19 protein-coding genes are annotated in these 20,143 nt (G+C 67.1%); 9 read left to right on the top strand and 10 right to left on the bottom strand.

Annotation, left to right across the window (positions count from 1 at the left end; genetic code table 11):
* Positions 1–24 precede the first annotated feature (24 nt).
* From ACP153_RS14395 to ACP153_RS14385, 3 genes are read left to right on the top strand one after another with little or no spacing between them, the layout of a single operon-like run.
* Positions 25–552: a TRAP transporter small permease subunit gene (locus ACP153_RS14395; protein WP_424971699.1), complete on the top strand. Its 528-nt coding sequence runs from the start codon at positions 25–27 to the stop codon at positions 550–552.
* Entirely contained in the window at positions 549–1,847 is a 1,299-nt protein-coding gene (locus ACP153_RS14390) for a TRAP transporter large permease (protein ID WP_424971698.1), read from the top strand. The genes ACP153_RS14395 and ACP153_RS14390 overlap by 4 nt, the downstream gene beginning before the upstream one ends.
* Positions 1,848–1,856: 9 nt before the next feature.
* Positions 1,857–2,270, top strand: coding sequence for a universal stress protein (locus tag ACP153_RS14385; RefSeq protein ID WP_424971697.1), 414 nt, complete (start codon positions 1,857–1,859; stop codon positions 2,268–2,270).
* A 68-nt stretch (positions 2,271–2,338) separates the two neighbouring features.
* Here the strand turns inward: ACP153_RS14385 and ACP153_RS14380 are convergent, their stop codons facing one another.
* From ACP153_RS14380 to ACP153_RS14365, 4 genes are read right to left on the bottom strand one after another with little or no spacing between them, the layout of a single operon-like run.
* Entirely contained in the window at positions 2,339–3,832 is a 1,494-nt protein-coding gene (locus tag ACP153_RS14380; protein WP_424971696.1) for an aldehyde dehydrogenase family protein, read from the bottom strand.
* A 1-nt stretch (position 3,833) separates the two neighbouring features.
* Positions 3,834–4,865: an ACP S-malonyltransferase gene (locus ACP153_RS14375; RefSeq protein WP_424971695.1), complete on the bottom strand. Its 1,032-nt coding sequence runs from the start codon at positions 4,863–4,865 to the stop codon at positions 3,834–3,836.
* Positions 4,862–7,027, bottom strand: a complete 2,166-nt coding sequence (locus ACP153_RS14370; protein WP_424971694.1) for a dehydrogenase E1 component subunit alpha/beta — start codon at positions 7,025–7,027, stop codon at positions 4,862–4,864. Before ACP153_RS14370 ends, ACP153_RS14375 begins: the two co-directional genes overlap by 4 nt.
* A 3-nt stretch (positions 7,028–7,030) precedes the next feature.
* Entirely contained in the window at positions 7,031–8,251 is a 1,221-nt protein-coding gene (locus tag ACP153_RS14365; protein ID WP_424971693.1) for an acyl-CoA dehydrogenase, read from the bottom strand.
* 157 nt (positions 8,252–8,408) lie between these two features.
* Here ACP153_RS14365 and ACP153_RS14360 point away from each other — a divergent pair, with 157 nt between their 5' ends.
* The gene (locus ACP153_RS14360) at positions 8,409–9,320 is read left to right on the top strand and encodes an AAA family ATPase (protein WP_424971692.1); all 912 of its coding nucleotides are present in this window, start codon (positions 8,409–8,411) and stop codon (positions 9,318–9,320) included.
* Positions 9,321–9,418: 98 nt separating this feature from the next.
* On the top strand, positions 9,419–10,681 hold the full coding sequence (locus ACP153_RS14355) for a vWA domain-containing protein (RefSeq protein ID WP_424971691.1): 1,263 nt from the start codon (positions 9,419–9,421) through the stop codon (positions 10,679–10,681).
* On the opposite strand, the gene ACP153_RS14350 is transcribed toward ACP153_RS14355, so the two are convergent.
* The 3 genes from ACP153_RS14350 to ACP153_RS14340 all read right to left on the bottom strand — a co-directional run bounded on the left by ACP153_RS14350 (position 10,678) and on the right by ACP153_RS14340 (position 14,443).
* A complete protein-coding gene (locus ACP153_RS14350; protein ID WP_424971690.1) occupies positions 10,678–11,820 on the bottom strand; it encodes an MFS transporter in 1,143 nt (380 codons plus the stop codon). The genes ACP153_RS14355 and ACP153_RS14350 overlap by 4 nt on opposite strands.
* A gap of 99 nt (positions 11,821–11,919) precedes the next feature.
* Positions 11,920–13,089 (bottom strand): DUF1501 domain-containing protein, encoded by a 1,170-nt coding sequence (locus tag ACP153_RS14345; RefSeq protein WP_424971689.1) that lies wholly within the window; start codon positions 13,087–13,089, stop codon positions 11,920–11,922.
* Between the two features lie 10 nt (positions 13,090–13,099).
* A complete protein-coding gene (locus tag ACP153_RS14340) occupies positions 13,100–14,443 on the bottom strand; it encodes a DUF1800 domain-containing protein (protein WP_424971688.1) in 1,344 nt (447 codons plus the stop codon).
* Positions 14,444–14,627: 184 nt separating this feature from the next.
* Here ACP153_RS14340 and ACP153_RS14335 point away from each other — a divergent pair, with 184 nt between their 5' ends.
* Positions 14,628–15,617: an XdhC family protein gene (locus ACP153_RS14335; RefSeq protein WP_424971687.1), complete on the top strand. Its 990-nt coding sequence runs from the start codon at positions 14,628–14,630 to the stop codon at positions 15,615–15,617.
* Positions 15,614–16,627, top strand: a complete 1,014-nt coding sequence (locus ACP153_RS14330) for a molybdopterin-binding protein (protein WP_424971686.1) — start codon at positions 15,614–15,616, stop codon at positions 16,625–16,627. The genes ACP153_RS14335 and ACP153_RS14330 overlap by 4 nt, the downstream gene beginning before the upstream one ends.
* On the opposite strand, the gene ACP153_RS14325 is transcribed toward ACP153_RS14330, so the two are convergent.
* The 3 genes from ACP153_RS14325 to ACP153_RS14315 form a co-directional block, all read right to left on the bottom strand.
* Entirely contained in the window at positions 16,624–16,989 is a 366-nt protein-coding gene (locus ACP153_RS14325; protein ID WP_424971685.1) for a HesB/IscA family protein, read from the bottom strand. The genes ACP153_RS14330 and ACP153_RS14325 overlap by 4 nt on opposite strands.
* Before the next feature lie 76 nt (positions 16,990–17,065).
* Positions 17,066–17,428, bottom strand: a complete 363-nt coding sequence (locus tag ACP153_RS14320) for an SUF system Fe-S cluster assembly protein (protein ID WP_424971684.1) — start codon at positions 17,426–17,428, stop codon at positions 17,066–17,068.
* Positions 17,429–17,491: 63 nt separating this feature from the next.
* Positions 17,492–18,388 carry a LysR family transcriptional regulator gene (locus ACP153_RS14315; RefSeq protein WP_424971683.1) on the bottom strand — a complete coding sequence of 299 codons (897 nt, stop codon included), beginning with the start codon at positions 18,386–18,388 and terminating at the stop codon, positions 17,492–17,494.
* Between the two features lie 276 nt (positions 18,389–18,664).
* Here ACP153_RS14315 and ACP153_RS14310 point away from each other — a divergent pair, with 276 nt between their 5' ends.
* Together ACP153_RS14310 and tgt are read left to right on the top strand one after the other, a co-directional pair.
* Positions 18,665–18,886, top strand: a complete 222-nt coding sequence (locus ACP153_RS14310; protein ID WP_424971682.1) for a hypothetical protein — start codon at positions 18,665–18,667, stop codon at positions 18,884–18,886.
* Positions 18,887–19,006: 120 nt separating this feature from the next.
* Positions 19,007–20,140 (top strand): tRNA guanosine(34) transglycosylase Tgt, encoded by a 1,134-nt coding sequence (gene tgt / locus ACP153_RS14305; RefSeq protein ID WP_424971681.1) that lies wholly within the window; start codon positions 19,007–19,009, stop codon positions 20,138–20,140.
* Positions 20,141–20,143 lie beyond the last annotated feature (3 nt).

Raw genomic sequence — 20,143 nt, 5'->3', positions numbered from 1 at the left:
CCTTTTCCTGCGAGGAGCCGGATGATGCGCCAATTCTCGAACCTGATGGACGGGGTCTACAAGGCCGGGGCCTATGCCGCCGGTGCGTTGCTCATCCTGCTCTGCGGGCTGGTGCTCTATTCCATCCTCGCGCGGGCGGTCGGGCTCTATGCGGGCGGAGCGACGGATTTCGCAGGCTATGTGATGGCCACGAGCACCTTCCTCGCCCTCGCCTATACCTTCCGCTCGAACGGGCATATCCGGGTGCAGCTGCTGATCCAGAAGCTCGGCAGCGCCCCGCGCCGGGGGGTCGAGATCTTCTGTCTCGGTTTCATGTCCTGCATCACCCTGTTTCTCGCCGTCTATATGGTCCGGCTGGCCTATGACAGCTGGGATTTCGGCGAGCGCAGCGAGGGGGCCGATGCGGTCCTGCTCTGGATCCCGCAGACACCTGTGGCCATCGGTGCCGGGCTGCTGGCCATCGCGACCTTCCATTCATTTCTTCAGGCCCTGTTCGACTACGACACGATCAATCCTGAGACCGCCGGGCATGAAGGGCCGAACGAGGTATGAGCGAAACCGTCTCCATCATCGTCTTTCTGTCGACGCTGTTCCTCTGCCTCGGGCTCGGGGTCTGGGTGGGCGCGGCCCTTCTGGCCACGGCCATCGTGGGCATGGCGCTCTTCACCTCGGCCCCGATCGGCGATTCCATGGCCGTGACCATCTGGGGCGAGCAGTCGAGCTGGACCCTTACGGCGCTGCCGCTCTTTATCTGGATGGGCGAGATCCTGTTCCGCACCAAGCTGTCGGAGACCCTGTTCAAGGGGCTCGCGCCCTTCATGAAGGGGCTGCCGGGCTCGCTCCTCCATGTCAATATCGGCGCTTCGGCGGTGTTTGCCGCGATCTCCGGCTCCTCGGCGGCGACCGTGGCCACGGTGGGCAAGATGTCGATCCCCGAGCTGCGCGCCCGCAAATATCCCGAGCATATGATCATCGGCACCCTCTCCGGCGCCGGCACGCTGGGTCTGCTGATCCCGCCCTCGATCTCGATGATCATCTTCGGCGTCACCGTGAATGAGAGCATCTCCAAGCTTTTCATGGCGGCGATGATCCCGGGGCTCTGCCTCGCGCTTCTCTTCATGGCCTATGTGGCCTGCTGGTCCCTGGTCAATCGCGGCAGCTTCAACCCGATCCAGGACGTGGATGTCACGAGCCTCGGGCGCAAGCTCGCGGATCTCTTGCCGGTGCTCCTGCTGATCGCGGCGGTGATCGGCTCGATCTACACGGGCATTGCCACGGCGACCGAGGCCGCGGCCCTGGGCGTGGTCGGGGCGCTCTTGCTCTCCATCGTGCAGCGCAGTCTCACATGGGACAGCTTTCAGGACAGTGTGCTCGGTTCCGTGCGAACCACGGCGATGATCATGCTGATCCTGATGGGGGCGGGTTTCCTGAGCCTCGCCATGGGGTTCACCGGCATTCCCAAGGCCCTGGCCGAGGTGATCGCCAATTGGCAGCCCTCGCCGCTCGCGCTGATCGCGATCCTGACGGTGTTCTACATTATCCTCGGCATGTTCCTCGACGGGCTGTCGTCGATCGTGCTGACCATGGCGGTGATCGAGCCCATGGTGCGGGCTGCCGGGTTCGACATGCTCTGGTTCGGCGTCTACCTGATGATCGTGGTCGAGATGGCCCAGATCACGCCGCCCATCGGCTTCAACCTCTTCGTGCTGCAGGGGATGACGGGCAAGGATATCGGCTTCATCTCCAAGGCCTCCTTCCCGATGTTCCTGGTGATGTGCCTCTTCGTGGTGATCCTCGTGATGTTCCCGGGGCTGGCTACTTGGCTGCCCGAAGTGCTGAGCAAATAGGAGGCGATCATGGCCCCGAAGACCGTCCTCGTGCTCGTGGATATCGCCCATCGCGACAGCGGCGAAGCGGTGCTGCGCTATGCGGCGGCGACCTTCCCGGAAAGCACCCTCCATGTGGCCTATGTGATGCCCTACGGGTTTTACAGCTATGTGGAACCCTTCGTCTCCGATGACAGTCAGAAGGCCGCCAATGCCCGCGCCAAGGCGGAGCTGGCAGAGCTGGTCGCGGCCTCGGGGGCCACGGCGGTGCCCCATGTGCTGCGCGGCGGGATCGGGGAGCAGTCGCTGCTGGAGGCCAAGGCGTTGAAGGCGGATCTGATCGTGCTGAACGCCGCCCGGCCCGGCAGCACGCTGAGCACGCTGGGCACCCATGCGGCCCAGATCGCGCGCCATGCGGAGGCGAGCGTGCTGCTCCACCGCTAGGAAAACACCACTCCGGAGAGGTCAAAGCCCCGGGGATGACCCGGGGCTTTGCGCTGTCTGGGCGGGGCTCAGATGTCGAACTTGACCCCTTGGGCAAGGGGCAGCTCGGCGGAGTAGTTGATCGTGTTGGTCTGCCGCCGCATATAGGAGCGCCAGGCATCCGAGCCGCTTTCGCGCCCGCCGCCGGTTTCCTTCTCGCCGCCAAAGGCCCCGCCGATCTCGGCGCCCGAGGGGCCGATATTCACATTGGCGATCCCGCAATCGGACCCGGCCGCCGAAAGGAACTGCTCGGCCTCGCGCATGTTCAGGGTGAAAATGCAGGAGGACAGCCCCTGCGGCACCCCGTTATGGAGCGCCATGGCCGTGTCGAAATCATCATAGCCCATGACATAGAGGATCGGGGCAAAGGTCTCGGTCCGCACGGTCTCGGTCTGGTCCGGCATCTCGACAATGGCCGGGCGCACATAGCATCCGCCCGCTACCCCTTCGGCCACGCCGCCGCCATGGACGGTCCCGCCTTCGGCCTGAGCCGCGGCCAGCATCGCCTGCATCCGGTCGCTCGCCGCCTGATCGATCAACGGCCCGATCAAGGTGCCCTCGGCGCGCGGATCCCCGATCGGCAGGCTGGCATAGGCGGCGGTCAGTTTCGCGACCAATGCGTCCTTGATCGAGTTGTGCACGATCAGCCGCCGCAGGGTCGTGCAACGCTGCCCGGCGGTGCCCACGGCCGAGAACACGATGGCCCGCACCGCCATGTCGAGATCCGCCGAGGGCGCAACGATCATCCCGTTATTACCGCCGAGCTCCAGAATGGGCCGCCCCCAGCGGGCCGAGACCTGTGGGCCGACGATCTGCCCCATCCGCGTGGAGCCCGTCGCGCTCAGGATCGGCACCTGCGGCGAGGCGACCAGTGCGGCGCCGATCTCCGGCCCGCCGATCACCAGCTGCACCAGCCCCTCGGGCGCATCCCCGAACCGTGCCAGCGCGCGTCCCATGATCTCCATGGTGGCGAGCGCCGTGAGCGGGGTCTTCTCCGAGGGTTTCCAGATCACCGGATTGCCGCAGATCAGCGCCAGCGCCGCGTTCCAGGACCAGACCGCCACGGGGAAGTTGAAGGCGGTGATCACACCGCAGGGTCCCATCGGGTGCCAGGTTTCCATCATCCGATGGCCGGGCCGTTCCGACGCGATCGTCAGCCCGTAGAGCTGCCGCGAGAGGCCCACGGCAAAGTCGCAGATGTCGATCATCTCCTGCACCTCGCCGAGCCCTTCGGAGGTGATCTTGCCCGCCTCCAGGGTGACGACCGCGCCAAGCTCCTCCTTGGCGGCGCGCAGCTCCTCGCCCAGCAGGCGCACCAGCTCGCCCCGGCGCGGGGCCGGCACGCTGCGCCACGCGGCAAAGGCCGCCTGCGCCCGGGCGATCACCTGGGGCATCTCGGCGGCGGGCGTCTCCTGCACCCGCGCCACCTCCGCCCCGTCGATGGGGGAGTGGACGGCAAGGGTCCCGCCCGTCAGGCTGTCCGGGGTGAGCCCCGCCGCCGCAAGCACCGCGTCATGGGTCATGTCAGTTTCCTTTCGTAACAAGCCCGCGCTGGTCGTCGCGGCCCATGGAAATCAAAAGAGGATCCGCCGCCTGACGGGTCTGGAACGCGGCTTTGCCGTCCAGCCCCTGCCAATGGGCGGTGATCAGGGATTGCGCCACCGCACCGCCCAGGGTCGTGCCCGGCCCGGCGATGATGAAGAGCTCCGGCGCGAACTCCCGCGCGGCCACGGTGACCGCCCGGGTGAAATCGTAAGGGGCCGTGACCTGATGCCCGAACGTGTAGTCCCAGAGCGCGGCGCGATCCGTGGCGCCGGGCCACCAGATCTGCCCGCGCCCGTCGATCATCGGCAGGGCGGGCTGGCCGAACATCTCCATCTGGAACGTGGCGAGCGCTGCCTCCGAGACCGGGGCGACCAGCGGCGAGTGAAACCCCGCATGGCCCGGCAGACGCATGGGAAAACGCTCACGCGCCGGGATAGCGGCCTCGAACGCACCAAGCCCCGCCTCGTCCCCGGCGAGCACCAGCATCCCGCCCAGATCAATCGACAGGCTCAGGGCATGACCCGGGCGCGTGCCGATCTCGGCCACGAGGTCCAGCAGCGCGCGTTTCGCCGCCGGATCCGCGCGCCACTCGGGTCCCATATGGGGATAGAGGATCTGCCCCCCCGCGCCCCGCGTCGCCATCATCCCGCCCATGCGCGTGGTGATCTCGAACCCGGTCTTGGGATCCACGGCCCCCGCGCAGGCCAGAGCACTGTACCAGCCCATGGAATTGCCCGTGACCGCCACCAGCTCGATCTCCGGCGCCAGGGACAGGGCATCCCCAAGGCTCGCCGCAAAGATCAGGCCGGAGGCATTGTCCCCCCGTCCGTGTTTCGCCTGCGAGAACCGCGCCGCGCCATCCAGCGCGCTGAGGCTCGGGGCCCCCGCCGCCACCCGCGCCGCATCGAAGCGCGCGAGCAGCACGGGATCCGGGAAGTGCCGCGCCAGCGTGCCGAGCTCGGCCTTGTTGTAAGTGCCCCGCCCGGGACAGATCAGGACCGCCGTTGTCATGCCAGAAGCTCCCGCGCGGCGGCGAGGATAGAGTCTCGCGAGGGCATGGTCGCGCCATAAGCCGGACCCGTGGCGATGAAGCTGTCCGCGGCCGCGAGCCGCCGTGCCCGCAGGCCCGCTTCGGCCAGTGCTGTCATCACCGCCTCGGAGACCCCGCCCGTGGTCCGGGTCTCATCGACCACGAGGATACGCTTGCAGGGGCGCACGGCCTCCAGCATCGCCTCAAGCGGCAGCGGGTTGAGCCAGCGCAGATCGATCACCCGCGTGCCCTCTCCCAGTGATGCCTGCGCCTGATGGGACAGGTAAGTGCCATTGCCAAAGCTCACGATGGCCAGATCCGTGCCCGTGCCGCTCTGCCCGACCTCGCCGAGCGGGAGGCGCGTGCCGGGCGCGGGATACTCCCGCATCCAGCCGCCATCGCCCGGCGCAAGCAGGTCCCGCATGGGATAAAGCGCGATGGGTTCGAGAAACACGACCACCCGCTGCTCTTCGCGCGCCAGCCGCACGCATTCCCGCAGCATCCCCACCGCATCCGCCCCATTGGACGGGCAGGCCAGGATCAGCCCGGGAATGTCGCGCAGCACCGCCACCGAATTGTCATTGTGGAAATGCCCGCCAAACCCCTTCTGATACCCGAGCCCCGCGATCCGCAGCACCATCGGGTTGGTGAATTGCCCCTTCGAGAAAAACGGCAGCGTCGCCGCCTCCCCGCGCAACTGGTCTTCGGCATTGTGGAGATAGGCGAGAAACTGGATCTCCGGGATCGGGATGAAGCCGTTATGGGCCATGCCGATCGCCAGCCCGAGAATGGATTGCTCATCAAGCAGCGTGTCGATCACGCGGTCCGGGCCAAAGCGTTTCTCAAGCTTTTGGGTGACCCCGTAAACCCCGCCCTTGCGCCCCACATCCTCGCCCATCAGGACGATCTCGCCATGCTCCAGCAACAGGTCATGGAGCGCCCAGTTGATCAGGCGGCTCATGGGCTGGCGGTCCTTCTGGGCCGTGATCTCATTGCCCAGAAGGGCGGCGCGCTCGGCCGCGCTCGGCCCGTTTGTCGGCGCGCAGGGGCGGGGCGGCGGGATCAGGCTGGCCATGACCTCCTCCGCGCTGCCCAGATGGGGGCGCGTGACGATTTCGGCGGCGGTGCGATGGACCCGGGCGCGGGTCTCGTCATAGATCGCAAGCGCCTCGGATGGGGGCAACGCCCCAGCGGCCTGCAAAAGGGCGACGGACCGGATCAGGGGATCCTGCGCCTCCTGCGCTTCGACCTCCGCCCGGGGCAGATAGGCGGTCGCCACATCCGCCCCCGCATGGCCATAGAGCCGGATGGTCTTCACATGAAGGAAGGCCGGCTTGCGCTGGCGCCGCACGAAATCCGCCGCCGCCTGCGCCGTGGCATAGGTGTCGTAGAGATCCCCGCCATCGCAGGTGAAATACGGCAACCCGGGCCGGGCCGCGAAGCTCGCAGAGATCCAGTCCTTCGGGGTCCGCGTCGAGATCCCGATGCCATTATCCTCGCAGACAAACAGGAGCGGCATCGGCACCAATTGAAAGCTCGCCCAGCTTGCCGCGTTGAACGCCCCCTGCGCGGTGGAATGGTTGGCCGAGGCATCCCCGAAGGAGCAGACCGCAATCGCGTCTCGGGCAAAGACCTCATGCTCGGGCGCATGGCGCCGGGCCGCCGCGATGCCGTAAGCCGCCCCCAGCGCCTTGGGCAGATGGCTCGCGATGGTCGAGGTCTGGGGCGGGATCATCAAAGCCTTGGAGCCGAGCACCTTGTGCCGCCCGCCCGAGATCGGATCCTCCGACGCACAGGCAAAACTCAGGAGCATGTCCCACAGGATCGTCTGCCCCGGCACCTGTGCTGCGCGGGCGATCTGAAACGCCCCGTCGCGGTAGTGCAGAAAGGCCGGATCGGTCGGGCGCAGGGCATGGGCCACCGCCGCCATCCCCTCATGCCCCGAGGACCCGATCGTGTAGAACCCCTGCCCCGCCGCCTGCATGGCGCGGCTTTCGAGATCGAGCGCCCGGCTCAGCACCTGCGCGCGAAAAAGGCCCACCGCCTCCGGCCCGGCCAGGCCCGGGCGCGGTGTGACCTTCGGCAGATCGCCCGCCCCCACCCGGCGACGGAAGTTTTCTTCGACAATCGTGGTCCGGTCCATGGCTCAGAAGAACGCCTGCAGGCCGGTCTGGGCTCGGCCGAGGATCAGGGCGTGCACGTCATGGGTGCCCTCATAGGTGTTCACCGTCTCCAGGTTCACCATGTGGCGCATGACCTGGAACTCCTCGGAGATCCCGTTGCCCCCATGCATGTCCCGGGCCATCCGCGCCATCTCCAGCGCCTTGCCGCAATTGTTCCGCTTCAGCAGGCTGATCATCTCGGGCGCCGCCCGGCCCTCATCCATCAGCCGCCCCACGCGCAGGGCGGTCTGCAGGCCGAGCGCGATCTCGGTCTGCATATCGGCGAGCTTCTTCTGGAAGAGCTGGGTCTGGGCGAGGGGACGTTTGAACTGGTGCCGGTCGAGCCCGTATTGCCGGGCCGCGTGCCAGCAGAATTCCGACGCGCCCATCACGCCCCAGCCGATGCCATAGCGCGCGCGGTTCAGACAGCCGAACGGCCCTTTGAGCCCCTCGACCCCGGGCAGGAGCGCGTCCTCGCCCAGCTCCACACCATCCATGACGATCTCGCCGGTCACCGAGGCCCGCAAGCTCAGCTTGCCGCCCAGCTTGGGGGCGCTCAGCCCGGCCATCCCCTTTTCGAGCACAAAGCCCCGGATCTTGCCGCCATGGGCCTCGGATTTGGCCCAGACCACGAAAACATCCGCGATCGGCGCGTTCGAGATCCACATCTTCGAGCCCGTGAGGCGATAGCCGGTGGCGGTCTTCTCGGCGCGGGTCTTCATCCCCGCCGGGTCCGAGCCCGCATCGGGCTCCGTCAGACCGAAACAGCCGATCAGCTTGCCCGCGGCCAGCCCGGGCAGGTATTTCTGGCGCTGCTCCTCGGAGCCATAGGCATAGATCGGATACATCACGAGCGAGCTCTGCACCGACATCATCGAGCGATACCCGCTGTCGATCCGCTCAATCTCGCGCGCCACGAGCCCGTAGGCCACATAGGACCCGCCGAGCCCGCCATAGGCCTCGGGCACGGTCACCCCGAGCAGGCCCGCTTCGCCCATCTCGGCGAAGATCTCGGGCGCCACTGTGGCTTCGCGATAGGCCTCGATGATCCGCGGCGCGAGCTTGTCGGCCGCAAAGGCCGCCGCCCCGTCGCGCAACATCCGCTCCTCCTCGCTCAGCTGATCCTCCAGCCGCAGCGGGTCGGCCCAGTCAAAGCGTGACAGGTCCGGGGCATCCTTCTGGGTGATCGGGGTCGTGACGTTCATTGCATCCTCCTGCGCCTCGGCGGGAACATAGCGTGCGGGGGCCAGCCCGTCCATCAAAGCGCGGCGTGGGGCCGCAGCCCGCGACGCCCGGTCTCGTCCTTTAGGCGGGCTTGACCCCGGGGGGCGGCCATGCAGGGTGAGGGCAACGGAGGAGCCGATGAGCAACGCATTCACCAGTATCGACCATGTACAGGAGGTGCTGGGCACCCAGAACTATGTCTGTGGCCGCCCCCTCGCGACCGTGGTGTTCCTGGCCACCACCCTGGGCCGCCCGATTTTTCTCGAGGGCGAGGCGGGCGTGGGCAAGACCGAGATCGCCAAGGCCATGGCCGCGGCCCTCGGCAAGCGTCTGATCCGGTTGCAATGCTATGAGGGGCTCGACGCCTCCTCTGCGGTCTATGAATGGAACTTCCCGGCCCAGATGGTCGCCATCCGCACGGCGGAGGCTGCGGGCGGCGCGGACCGGCAGGCGCTCCAGACCGAGCTTTTCTCCGACGAATATCTGATCGAGCGCCCGCTGCTGGAGGCCATGCGCCCGCAGGAAGGCGGCGCGCCGGTCCTCCTGATCGACGAGATTGACCGCACGGATGAACCCTTCGAGGCCTTCCTGCTTGAGGCGCTCTCGGATTATCAGGTGACCATCCCCGAGCTTGGGACCGTGGCTGCCGCCGAGCCGCCCCTCGTGGTGCTCACCTCAAACCGCACGCGGGAGGTCCATGACGCCCTGAAGCGCCGCTGCCTTTATCACTGGGTGGACTACCCCGAATTCGAACGCGAGATCGCCATCCTGCAGGCCCGCGCCCCCGAGGCCGCCGAGGCGCTCAGCCGGGAGGTCGTGGCCTTCGTCCAACGCCTGCGCACCGAGGATCTCTTCAAGAAACCGGGCGTCGCCGAAACCATCGACTGGGCGAAATGCCTGCTGGCCCTCGATGTGCTGGAGCTCAGCCCCGAGGTCATCGCCGACACGCTGGGCGCTATCCTGAAATACCAGGACGACATCCAGAAACTCGAAGGCTCGGCTGCCAAACAAATCCTCGAAGAGGTTCGCGCCGAGCTGGCCCCCGCATGACGCAGCCCCACCTTGCCCATCTTAAGTCCGGAAATATCCCCGGGGGGCACGGGGGGCAGGCAGCCCCCCGCCTTGCCGCGCGGACGGACATCTGATCCATGGCGGAATTTCTCGATCTCGACCTGCCCGACGATCCCAAGCTGGGCCATAACATCACCTATTTCGCCCGGGCCCTGCGCGCCGCAGGGCTGCCCGTGGGGCCGGGGCGGGTGATCGACGCGGTCAAGGCGGTGCAGGCGGCAGGCTTCACCAATCAGCGGGATTTCTACTTCACCCTGCAGGCCTGTTTCGTCTCGCGCCCCGAGCAGCGCGCGGTCTTTCATCAGGTCTTTCGGCTCTACTGGCGCGACCCGCGCTACATGGAGCAGATGATGTCCTTCCTGACGCCCATGGTCCGGGGCGTCGCCGAGGAGCGCAAGGCCAAGGCCGCCGAGAAACGCGCCGCCGAGGCGCTGCTCGACGGGGTGGATCGCGACCTGCCGGATATGCCCGAGATGGAAGACGAAGGCACCGAGATCGAGATCGATGCTTCCCGCACCATGTCGAGCCAGGAGCGTCTCCAGACTCTCGATTTCGAGCAGATGTCCAACTCCGAAATGGCCGAGGCCAAGCGCCTGATCGCCCAGCTCAGCCTGCCGGTGAAACCTCTGCGGTCGCGGCGGACCAAGGCCGACCCGTTCGGGGCCCGCGCCGATTGGCAGCGCACCATGCGCGAGGCCATGCGCAAGGGCGGTGAGGTCCACCATCTGGCCACCAAGGCCCCGCGCATCCGTTGGCCCAATCTGGTCTGCCTTTGCGATATCTCGGGCTCCATGTCCCAGTATTCCCGCGCCGTGCTGCATTTCCTGCACGCGGTCAGCAATGCCAAGGGGGCGGGCTGGGCCAAGGTGCATGCCTTCACCTTCGGCACGCGGCTCACCAATATCACCCGGCACCTGCATCAGCGCGATGTGGATGCGGCCCTGGCCGCCGCAGGCGCCGAGGCGCAGGATTGGGAAGGAGGCACGCGGATCGGCGCCTGCCTCAAGGAGTTCAACCATGACTGGTCACGCCGGGTGCTGGGCACGGGCTCGGTGGTGCTTCTGATCACGGACGGGCTCGACCGGGACGACCCGGCGGCCCTCGAGTTCGAGATGACCCGCCTGCATCTCTCGGCGCGCAAGCTTATCTGGATCAACCCGCTCCTGCGCTGGGACGGGTTCGCGCCCAAGGCGGCGGGGATCATGGCGATGCTGCCCCATGTGGACAGCTTCCGCGCGGGCCACAACATCGCCTCGCTGCAGGCTTTGTCGGAGGCGATCTCGCGCGAGGATGATCAGGGTGAGAAGGCCCGCCTCATGGCGATGATGCGCGCGGCCTAGGCCCCTCGGAGTGCTGCGGCCCGGAGCGACAGGCCGAGCGCCACGAAGACCACGACCCCGCCCACCAGCGGCAAAACCGCGAGCCCGCCCCAGGCCACGACAAACCCGCCCAGGGCGGCCCCGAGCGCTTGGCCCGCAAAGAGGATCGAGGAATTCGCCGGCAAGATTACGGTCGCGTAGTCGGGCGCGGCTTCCACCAGCCTTGCCTGCTGGGCAGTGTTGATGCCGAACACCGTTGCGCCCCAAAGGATGATCGCTGCCCCGGCGGTGATGGTGTTTCCAGCAGTGCCCATGAGTGCCAGCAGGCTCAGCGCCGTCAGGGCGACAGAGCCATGGGTCACAAGCCCTGCGCCGTATCGGTCCACGGCCCAGCCCGCAGCGAAATTCCCGATCAGGCTGGCCAGCCCGAAGACAAAGAGCATGCCCGCGATCCCATCCGGGGCGAGGCCTGTGACATCGCTCAGATAGGGCCCGAAAAACGCAAAGAGCACAAAGCTCCCCCCGATCTGAAACGCTGTCACGCCAAGGAGCAGCCCGACCGTGGGTTGCCGCAAAGCCGCACCCCAGCGCGACAGGCTCGCAGGGGGCAGCATCAGCCCCTTGGGCACGCCCCACCACAGGGCGGCCATGGCGCCGAGAGTGGCGAGGCTCAGCCCGGCCAGCATCTCGCGCCAGCCGATTGCCAGCCCGACCCAGGTGCCCAGGGGCACGCCAAAGACGCTGGCGATGGTCATGCCGCCAAAGACCAGGGCGATGGCGCGCCCGCGTTGCTCGGGAGGGACGAGACTTGCGGCCACGGCCACGGCGGTCGGCGAAAAGATCGCCGCCGCCAGCCCGCCCAGCACCCGGGCCACCATCAGCACCGCGTAATTCGGGGCAAACGCGCTCAAAAGGCTGGCCATCGCAAAGAGCAACAGCGCCGCGGCCAGCACCTTGGCCCGGTCAAACCGCCCGGTCAGGGTCGCCATGATCGGCGCGCCAATCGCAAAGGCGAGGGCATAGACCGTGGTGACCTGACCCGCCGCCGAGACGGTGATCCTCAGATCTGCAGCGATCGGGTCGAGGATGCCGGACATGACCATGGTGCCCGTGCCGATCACCACATTGCCAAGCGTCAGGTAAAACAGTCGGGGATCCATCGCGCCTCTCGTGTCCGGGATCCTGCGATCATTTCCGGAATCGCGTCGGAGGGGAAGGCGTCTATGGTCTTAGATCTGCTGCGCGCGGGCCCCTGTGGATCAGGCGATCAGGCCCGCCGGCGCACCCATCTCGAGCCCGGGGAAGACTGCGCCCTCCAGCGCGCTGCGGGGCAGGGCCAGATGATCGCGCAGCACCCAGGCCGCCATGGCGCGCAGATCTCGTGTCGGCATAAGGTCGCGATCCTGAAAGAGCGCGCTCTCGCGCAGCCCCGGCCAATCGGTCAGAACCCGTCCACCGGCGAGCGCCCCTCCGGCAAAAAGCGCGGCCCCTCCGGTCCCGTGATCCGTCCCGCCTGAGCCATTGATCCGCGCCGTGCGGCCAAACTCGGTCACGGCCATCACCACGGTCTTTCTCCAGTCCGGGCCAAGCGTCTCGCGCAGAGTGGTGATCGCCGTGACAAGCTCCGCCAGGGCCCGGGGCAGGGTGCGGTCCTGCCGTGCATGGGTGTCCCAACCGCCAAGCGAGAAAGCCGCGATCCGCGTCTCCTCCTGCAGGCGCTGGGCGGTGAAACGTGCGAGCGCCTCGGCCCGTCGGGCCTTGTTCGACGACATGGGATCGCCGCCTTGCAGGGCCGCCAGCGCCTCCGCCTCCGCATGGGCCTGGGCAAAGAGGGGATCCTGGGCATAGATCCGCTCCAAGAGCCGGTCGGTCTGGGGCGACAAATCGAGCCCCGCATCCGGCGCCCAGGTCGACACGGCCTGCGTCCCGCGCAGGAGCATCAGCGTCGTATGCCCCACGGCAAAGGCCGTCTCGGTGCGCGCGCCGGGCAGATGCGCGATCGCCCGGTTCAGCCAGCCATCCCCGCCGGGCGTCAGGGTGCCCTCGGCATTATTGCCGCCGTTTTCGAGCACATCCTGCCCGTCGAAATGGCTGCGCCGGTCGCGATAGGGGGTCGAGACCGCATGGGCCACCGCGAACTCGCCCGCCTGCCAGAGCGGCAGGAGCGGCGCGAGGGTTGGGTGCAGCGCGAACATCCCGTCCAGCGCCGGACCATCCCGCGCCGCATCGGGCCGCAGGGCCTTCAGCCCCGGATCGCCCAGTGGGCGCACAGCGTCGAGCCCATCCATCCCCCCACGCAACACGATCACCACAAGCCGCGCTTCGCCCGGCGTGGCCGCAAAGGTCACCGGCGTCATGAAGGGCGTCGCCGCCAAGGAACATCCCAGGGCGAGGCCAGAGCGCAGAACCTGTCGGCGGTGGATCGTCATGGCTTGCTCCTCAACGGCGGTTGAATTCGGGACTGGCGAGCACGAGGGAGAGCCCGGCCTCGCGGCTCTCGGCCCCGGCCACGGCGCTGCGCAACACGGGCGAGGCCCGCTCGCCGAGGGTGGCGGCGAGGAAGGCGCGCGGGTCGTGCTGGCCCAGATGGCGGCGGGTGAAGGCCTGCGCCCATCGCAGCCGCGCGGCCAGTCCGACGGGCGTGATCCAGGTCTCCGCATCCTCAGCCCAGCCATCGGGACCGCCGGGCTTCCAAGGGATCTGGCCCATGCGCGCTTGTTGGTTCAAGAGGTCGCGGGCGATCACGCCCGGGCGCTGCGCCCGGATCTGCGCGGCGGTGAAGCCCGCCCCACGACTGGCGGCGACGATGACCTCGTAAGGGAGCCGGATCTTGCGGAACTCGGGCGCCCATGCGCGCGGATCCTCCAGCATCACCTCATAGAGCGCCATCAGGGACGTGTCGGCGGCCAGATAGGCGGCGGCCATATCCTCCACCAGATCGGCGGGCGCAGGGGCACCAATGAAATGCACCACAAGCTTGCGCGCCAGGTGCCGGGCGGTGTCGGGATGCGCAGCAAGATCGTCGAGCGCGGCGAGCACCGGGCCGAGATCCGCCTCCGCCCCGCCATAACGCTGGCCCAGAAGCTCCTCCGCGCCGGGTTCGGCGCGCCGGGGCCGGAACCGAAAACCCTCCGCATCCCAGTGCAGCCCGGTCAGCAGCTCAGCGAACTCGCGCACATCGCGCTGGGCATAGGCGGCATCCACCCCGAGCGTGTGCAACTCGAGGATCTCGCGCGCCAGGTTCTCGTTCAGCCCGCGCCCCATCCGCTGGCCCGCGCGGCTGTTGGGGCCGAAGCTGCGGGTCTGGTCGAGATAAAGAAGCATCGCCGGATGGGTGCTCGCGGCGCGCAGCATGTCCCGGAACCGTCCGGCAATATGGGGCGCAATGGCCTGGGCGTGGAAATGCGGCACGAAGAGGGTCAGGGTCGAGGCCTGCGCCTCGATCGTGAAATGATCATCCCAGAAGGCCCGAAGGCGCTGATCAAAGCCGATCGGCGCGCCGACCGTCTCGGCCAGCCGGGTCTGGTGGTCCTGTAAGCGCTGATCCCGCAGCGCGCGGTTCACGGCCATGTTGCGCGCTTCGGCCCCGTCTTTCTTCTCGCGCCGGTCCTTGCGCGCGGCCTGACGCTCGGCCAGGAGGGTGTGGCGCGCGGCCCAGTCATCGGGGGCAGGGTGCGGCGAGCTAAGAGAGGCCAGCAGCCCGACCGCATCGCGCGCGCCCGGCGCGTGGGGCGACGGCCCATAGCCAAATCGAAACGCAGCAAGGGTGTCGGGCGGGATCATCGAGCTCTCCGGCGGGCACAGCGTGAGGGGATCATAGCAAATCAGGTGGGGCTTGTGAGGGGGCGTTACCAGTCGCCGATCGTCCCTTTGCGAGTTTTCGCCCCCGCAGCACGCGATCTAGGCGATCCGCCGCCTCTGGCCCCCCGTGCGGCTTTGGGTCATAGTCAGCACCGGGAGGAGTAACATGCCGATTTCACATGATGATATGCCGGAACAGGCCCTGGCCTGGCACCGGGAGGGCAAGGGGGCCGTCATCGCCACGGTCGTCGAGACCTGGGGCTCGGCCCCGCGCCCGGTGGGCAGCCAGCTTGTGATCTCCGGAGCGGCGGATCTGGCCGGATCGGTCTCCGGCGGCTGTGTCGAAGGGGCGGTGGTGGCCGAGGCGCTCGACGCGCTGGAGAGTGGCAAGGCCAGCTCCATGCGCTTCGGGGTCAGCGATGACGAGGCCTTTGCCGTGGGGCTCGCTTGCGGCGGTGAGATCCGGGTGATTGTCGAGCCCGTGGGCCCCCATATCGATCCCGCGATGCTGGTCGAACTCGTAGAGGCCCGCGCCGCGCGCGCGCCCATCGCACTGGCCGTGGCGCCCGAGACATGGGAGCGCCGACTGGTCCATCCGGGCAGCGCGGATCCTCTGGCCGAGGCGCTGGCAATTCGGGCGCGGGCGGATAAATCCGGCTTTGAAGGCGACTGGTTTCTCGGCCTGCACAACCCGCCCCTGCGCATGGTCGTGGTCGGCGCTGTGCATATCGCCCAGCCGCTTTTGGCCATGGCGCGGCTCGCGGGGTATGACCCGGTTCTGATCGACCCGCGCGCGGCTTTTGGCTCCGAAAGCCGGTTTCCGGGCGAGACGATCCTCGATGACTGGCCCGATGCTGCGCTCGAGGCCCACGGGCTCGACGCGCGCACGGCGGTCGTGACCCTGACCCATGACCCCAAGCTCGATGATCCGGCGATCCTTGTGGCGCTCGCGTCGGAATGTTTCTATCTCGGCTGCCTCGGCTCGACCCGCACCCATGGCAAGCGTGTAACCCGGCTCGAGGAGGCGGGCTTCACCGCCGCGCAGATCGGGCGCATCCACGGACCCGTGGGGCTCGATATCGGGGCGAAATCCCCCGCCGAGATTGCGATTTCGATCATGGCCGAGATCACCGACCGGCTCAGGAAAGCTCCATGAAGTTCGGATCCGTGCCGCTGGCGTCGGCGGAGGGCGCCTTGCTCGCCCATGCGCAAAAGCTCCCTTCCGGCAAGATCGCCAAGGGCACGGCCCTCAGCGCCGAGATGCTGGCAGAGATGGCCGCTGCGGGGCTTTCCGAGGTCATCGTGGCCCGGATGGAACCGGGGGATGTGGATGAGAACACCGCCGCAGCCGGGGTGGCCGAGACCCTGCGCGCCGAGGGACAGGACGAGGCTCTGCGTCTGACTACGCCCTTCACTGGGCGCGTGAATATCGTCGCGGAAGCCTCTGGTATCGTTGAGATAGATGTGGCCGCTATCGCGGCGCTCAACGCGGTCAATCCGATGATCACGCTGGCGACCGTGCCGCAATACGCGCGGGTCACGCCCGGCATGCTGGTGGGCACGGTCAAGATCATCGCCTATGGCGTGGCGGCGGCGGATATGGCGCAGGCCGCGCGGCTCGGCGCCGGGGCGCTGCGGCTACGACAGGCAATCCATGGCAGTGCGGGGCTGGTGCTGACTGAACTTGGTCCTGAGGATGCGCGCCTGCGCGACAAGAGCATCGCGGCCATCGAGACCCGTCTGACCCAGCTCGGCATGACGCTGAGCGAGACCCGCAATGTCCCCCATCGCGCCGACGAGATCGGCGCGGCCATGGCCGGGATCGCCGGGGATATGGCGCTCTTGCTGACGGCCTCCGCGACCTCGGATCCGGCGGATGTGGGCCCCGAAGGTGTGCGCGCCGCGGGAGGCACGGTCACCCGGTTCGGGATGCCCGTGGATCCGGGCAACCTGCTCTTTCTGGGCGAGATCGGGAAGCGGCCGGTCATTGGCCTGCCGGGATGCGCGCGGTCACCGGCGCTGAACGGGGCGGATTGGGTGCTGGAACGCGTCGCTTGCGGCGTCCCGGTGACGGGGGCCGATATTGCCGGCATGGGGGTTGGGGGCTTGTTGAAAGAGATCCCGTCGCGCCCGCAGCCCCGTCGGGGAGCGCGCCGCGAGACCTAGCGCTCGGCGGTGATGCTCTCGTCGAACTTGATCGACTCGCCGCAGCCGCAGGCATCCACCACATTCGGGTTGCGGAACTTGAACCCGCTCTCGAGCAGCGAGGTCTCGTAGTCGATCTCGGTCCCGAAGAGGAACATCTGCGCCATCGGGGCGATCAGAACCCGGGCTTCGCCGACCTCGACAACCTCGTCATTGGCATCGACCTCATCCACGTAGTCCATGGTGTACTCCATGCCTGCGCATCCGCCCTTCTTGATCCCGATGCGCAAACCCTGCTTGTCGCCTTTGGCCATGAGCCGGGCGATATGGGTGGCGGCGCGGTCGGTGATCTTGACGGGCGGTTGCCCCGGAATGCCGAACATGGTCGATATCCTTCCTGTGTCTTCACAAGGAATGTAGGGGCGGCTCGGCTGTGGCTCAACCCGCCCCGTCGCGCAGTTACATGAAGCCGAGCTCGAGCCGGGCCTCGTCAGACATCATCTCCATGCCCCAGGGCGGCTCCCAGGTGAGAGCCACATTGACCTGTTTGACCCCCGGCAGGGGCTCCACGGCCTCTGCGATCCAGCCGGGCATCTCGCCCGCCACCGGGCAGCCCGGCGCGGTGAGGGTCATGATGATGTCGACCTCGGAGGCCTCGTTGATCTCGATCGTGTAGACGAGGCCGAGATCGTAGATATTGACCGGAATTTCCGGATCAAACACCGTGCGGCACGCCTCGACGATCTGCTCGTGCAGGGGATGGTCCGTGGAGGACGGCCGGATCATCGGCGCCCCTTCCATGGGAGAGGTTTCAACACTCATTTCGGATCTCACAGTAATGTTGACCAAAGATATAAGGATTTCACGCGACGGCGTAAAGGTGCGCTAGCGCGTAGAGCGGACCACGCTGCGCAGCCATTGGTTTCGTGCGGTGTTGTCGTTGCGCACATGCCAGATCATGTCATGGGTGATCGCAGGCAGGGTGACAGGCGGCACACTATATTCAAACCCTTTGAAAACAGTGGCATGGAGCCGCTGGGGCATGGTCGCCACATAGTCGGAATCGCGCATCATCTCGGCCAGGGCATAAGAGTTCGGCGCGGTGAGATAGATCCGGCGCACCACGCCCTGTTTCTCAAGCGCGATCTCCACGGCGCTCTTCATGGATGCGCCAAAATCCAGGGCCGCATGTTTGGCCTCCGCAAAGGCCATCTCGGTCGTCACCGGGCCGCGCATATCCGGGCAATAGTAGCAGACCGAGCGATCCGCATAGAGCCGTTCGGCCATTAGGAGCGAGGGGTAATTCGTCATGCTCACCGCCAGCACGAGATCCGCAGCCCCCGAGGAGAGCAGTTCGGCCGAGTTCGAGCGTGAGCCCATATCGAGGAAATGGATGCTCGCATGGGGGGCGGCGGCCCGGATCCGGGTTTTGATGTCGCTGAGCTTCGGCATGATCTCGGTGACATTGGTGGCGATACGGATTTCGCCCGTGTCCTGGGCCGGGTCATATTTCGCCGATGTGCGCAGCCCCTCGAGCCCGATCAGCACCGCACGCACCCGGGGTGCGAGGTCCTTGGCGGCGTCGGTCGGTGTGATTCCACGTCCCGATTTGACGAAAAGCGGATCGCCCAACGCCTTGCGCAACCGCTCCAACCCGTGGCTCGCCGTCGACTGTGTGATGCCCAGCTGATCGGCGGCCCGGCTGACCGAGACCGTGTCGAAGACAGACAGGAACAGCTTCAGCTGTCGCCCATCGAGCCCATAGATATCCTGTTCTTTCATTGCCCTAGCCCGCAAGCTCCCTGTCGCAACGGCACCGTTCCCGGACGGAAACAGATGTCGAAGCTCGATCTTGTTCCGTGGGCGGTGCGTCCGTGAGTGTGTGATGGAACCGCGGAGCCCAATTAGTCGTATCGATGAATGCAATACATCTATGATCATGCATCAATTGATCTGATCTAACAAGAGTGAGAAGGTCAGGAACGAGGATTCCGCCGATGCGCCCGCCCCAGGCGCAAACCCCGGACCAACCGGGATGGCGGAGATGAGGAGTGACGCATGACACAGAACCAAACTGCGACCGGGTCTTACCGGCGCAGCGCAATCGAACCGCACGCACCTCCGGGTGCCGATCTGGACTGGCTGCCCGACGAGTTGCGCAATCTGCTCTATCTGGCGGAGCGCTCGGGTCTGCGGGCCACGGCGCGCGACCTGCGCTTTGCAGTGCGCAGCGCCGAGGTCGAGCTCCGCCAAAGGGCCAGGCCGCGCGCGCTGGACTAGCGCGTTCCGGCCCCGCAACGGGCCGGGACAGGACCTGGCGCGGGTGGGCCGGCGCCTGCGACGGGTCCTCCATGTCGGTTTTCGCGTGACGCCCCTGCGACAGGGTCGTAACAGCAGCCCATGACCACTGACCGCTTTCGCTATACCAAACTGGCCCAGGATGGGCGCGCCCGGCTCGGGCGTATCGACACGCCGCGCGGCGAGATCCGCACGCCGGCCTTCATGCCCGTGGGCACCGCCGCCACCGTCAAGGCCATGCGCCCCGAGAGCGTGCGCGAGACCGGGGCCGATATCCTGCTGGGCAACACCTATCACCTGATGTTGCGGCCCACCGCCGAGCGGATTGACCGCCTGGGCGGGTTGCACAAATTCATGAATTGGGAGCGTCCGATCCTCACGGATTCCGGCGGGTTTCAGGTCATGAGCCTGACCGGGCTGCGCAAGCTCACCGAGAAGGGCGTGACCTTCAAGAGCCATATCGATGGCTCCAAGCACATGCTGAGCCCCGAACGCTCCATGGAGATTCAGAAGCTGCTCGGCTCTGATATCGTCATGTGTTTCGACGAATGCCCGGCGCTGCCCGCTGATCGCAAGCGCATCAATGAGAGCATGCAGCTCTCGATGCGGTGGGCGGCGCGGTCGCGGGACGCGTTCGGGGACCGGCCTGGCCATGCGCTGTTCGGGATCCAGCAGGGCGGGCTCGAAGAAGACCTGCGCGGTGAGAGCGCCGAGGCCCTGCGCGCCATCGAGTTTGATGGCTATGCGGTGGGCGGGCTCGCCGTGGGCGAGGGGCAGGAGGCGATGTTCGGCGTGCTCGACTATGCGCCCGGCATGCTCCCCGAGGAGAAGCCGCGCTACTTGATGGGTGTCGGCAAGCCCGATGATCTGGTGGGCGGCGTGAAGCGCGGGATCGACATGTTCGACTGCGTGCTGCCCTCGCGCTCGGGGCGGACCGGTCAGGTCTTTACCCGCAATGGCGTGGTGAACATCAAGAATGCCCGTCATGCGGACGACCCGCGTCCCTTGGACGAGGCCTGCACCTGTCCGGCCTGTGCCAATTACAGCCGGGCCTATCTCCATCATATCTTCCGCGCGGGGGAGATCCTGTCCTCCATGCTGCTGACCTGGCACAACCTGCATTACTATCAGGAGCTCATGGCGGAGATGCGGGCGGCGATCGAACTGGGGGATTTCGCGGGGTTCGAAGCCCGCTTCCACGCGCAACGCGCCGATGGGGATATCCCACAGCTCTGAAAG

It is taken from the genome of Dinoroseobacter sp. S76, assembly GCF_049801095.1.
In the GTDB taxonomy this organism is placed as follows: Bacteria; Pseudomonadota; Alphaproteobacteria; order Rhodobacterales; family Rhodobacteraceae; genus Dinoroseobacter.
The sequence above is the reverse complement of the archived record's forward strand: the minus strand, read 5'-3'. Positions and strand labels throughout refer to the sequence as shown.

Bases quoted from the DNA above. Each gene is read 5' to 3' on its own strand.
- ACP153_RS14385 (WP_424971697.1), top strand. From the start codon at position 1,857: ATGGCCCCGAAGACCGTCCTCGTGCTCGTGGATATCGCCCATCGCGAC.
- ACP153_RS14370 (WP_424971694.1), bottom strand. From the start codon at position 7,027: ATGGACCGGACCACGATTGTCGAAGAAAACTTCCGTCGCCGGGTGGGG.
- ACP153_RS14390 (WP_424971698.1), top strand. From the start codon at position 549: ATGAGCGAAACCGTCTCCATCATCGTCTTTCTGTCGACGCTGTTCCTC.
- tgt (WP_424971681.1), top strand. From the start codon at position 19,007: ATGACCACTGACCGCTTTCGCTATACCAAACTGGCCCAGGATGGGCGC.
- ACP153_RS14395 (WP_424971699.1), top strand. From the start codon at position 25: ATGCGCCAATTCTCGAACCTGATGGACGGGGTCTACAAGGCCGGGGCC.
- ACP153_RS14380 (WP_424971696.1), bottom strand. From the start codon at position 3,832: ATGACCCATGACGCGGTGCTTGCGGCGGCGGGGCTCACCCCGGACAGC.
- ACP153_RS14355 (WP_424971691.1), top strand. From the start codon at position 9,419: ATGGCGGAATTTCTCGATCTCGACCTGCCCGACGATCCCAAGCTGGGC.
- ACP153_RS14365 (WP_424971693.1), bottom strand. From the start codon at position 8,251: ATGAACGTCACGACCCCGATCACCCAGAAGGATGCCCCGGACCTGTCA.
- ACP153_RS14315 (WP_424971683.1), bottom strand. From the start codon at position 18,388: ATGAAAGAACAGGATATCTATGGGCTCGATGGGCGACAGCTGAAGCTG.
- ACP153_RS14335 (WP_424971687.1), top strand. From the start codon at position 14,628: ATGCCGATTTCACATGATGATATGCCGGAACAGGCCCTGGCCTGGCAC.
- ACP153_RS14320 (WP_424971684.1), bottom strand. From the start codon at position 17,428: ATGAGTGTTGAAACCTCTCCCATGGAAGGGGCGCCGATGATCCGGCCG.
- ACP153_RS14330 (WP_424971686.1), top strand. From the start codon at position 15,614: ATGAAGTTCGGATCCGTGCCGCTGGCGTCGGCGGAGGGCGCCTTGCTC.
- ACP153_RS14325 (WP_424971685.1), bottom strand. From the start codon at position 16,989: ATGTTCGGCATTCCGGGGCAACCGCCCGTCAAGATCACCGACCGCGCC.
- ACP153_RS14375 (WP_424971695.1), bottom strand. From the start codon at position 4,865: ATGACAACGGCGGTCCTGATCTGTCCCGGGCGGGGCACTTACAACAAG.
- ACP153_RS14340 (WP_424971688.1), bottom strand. From the start codon at position 14,443: ATGATCCCGCCCGACACCCTTGCTGCGTTTCGATTTGGCTATGGGCCG.
- ACP153_RS14360 (WP_424971692.1), top strand. From the start codon at position 8,409: ATGAGCAACGCATTCACCAGTATCGACCATGTACAGGAGGTGCTGGGC.
- ACP153_RS14345 (WP_424971689.1), bottom strand. From the start codon at position 13,089: ATGACGATCCACCGCCGACAGGTTCTGCGCTCTGGCCTCGCCCTGGGA.
- ACP153_RS14310 (WP_424971682.1), top strand. From the start codon at position 18,665: ATGACACAGAACCAAACTGCGACCGGGTCTTACCGGCGCAGCGCAATC.
- ACP153_RS14350 (WP_424971690.1), bottom strand. From the start codon at position 11,820: ATGGATCCCCGACTGTTTTACCTGACGCTTGGCAATGTGGTGATCGGC.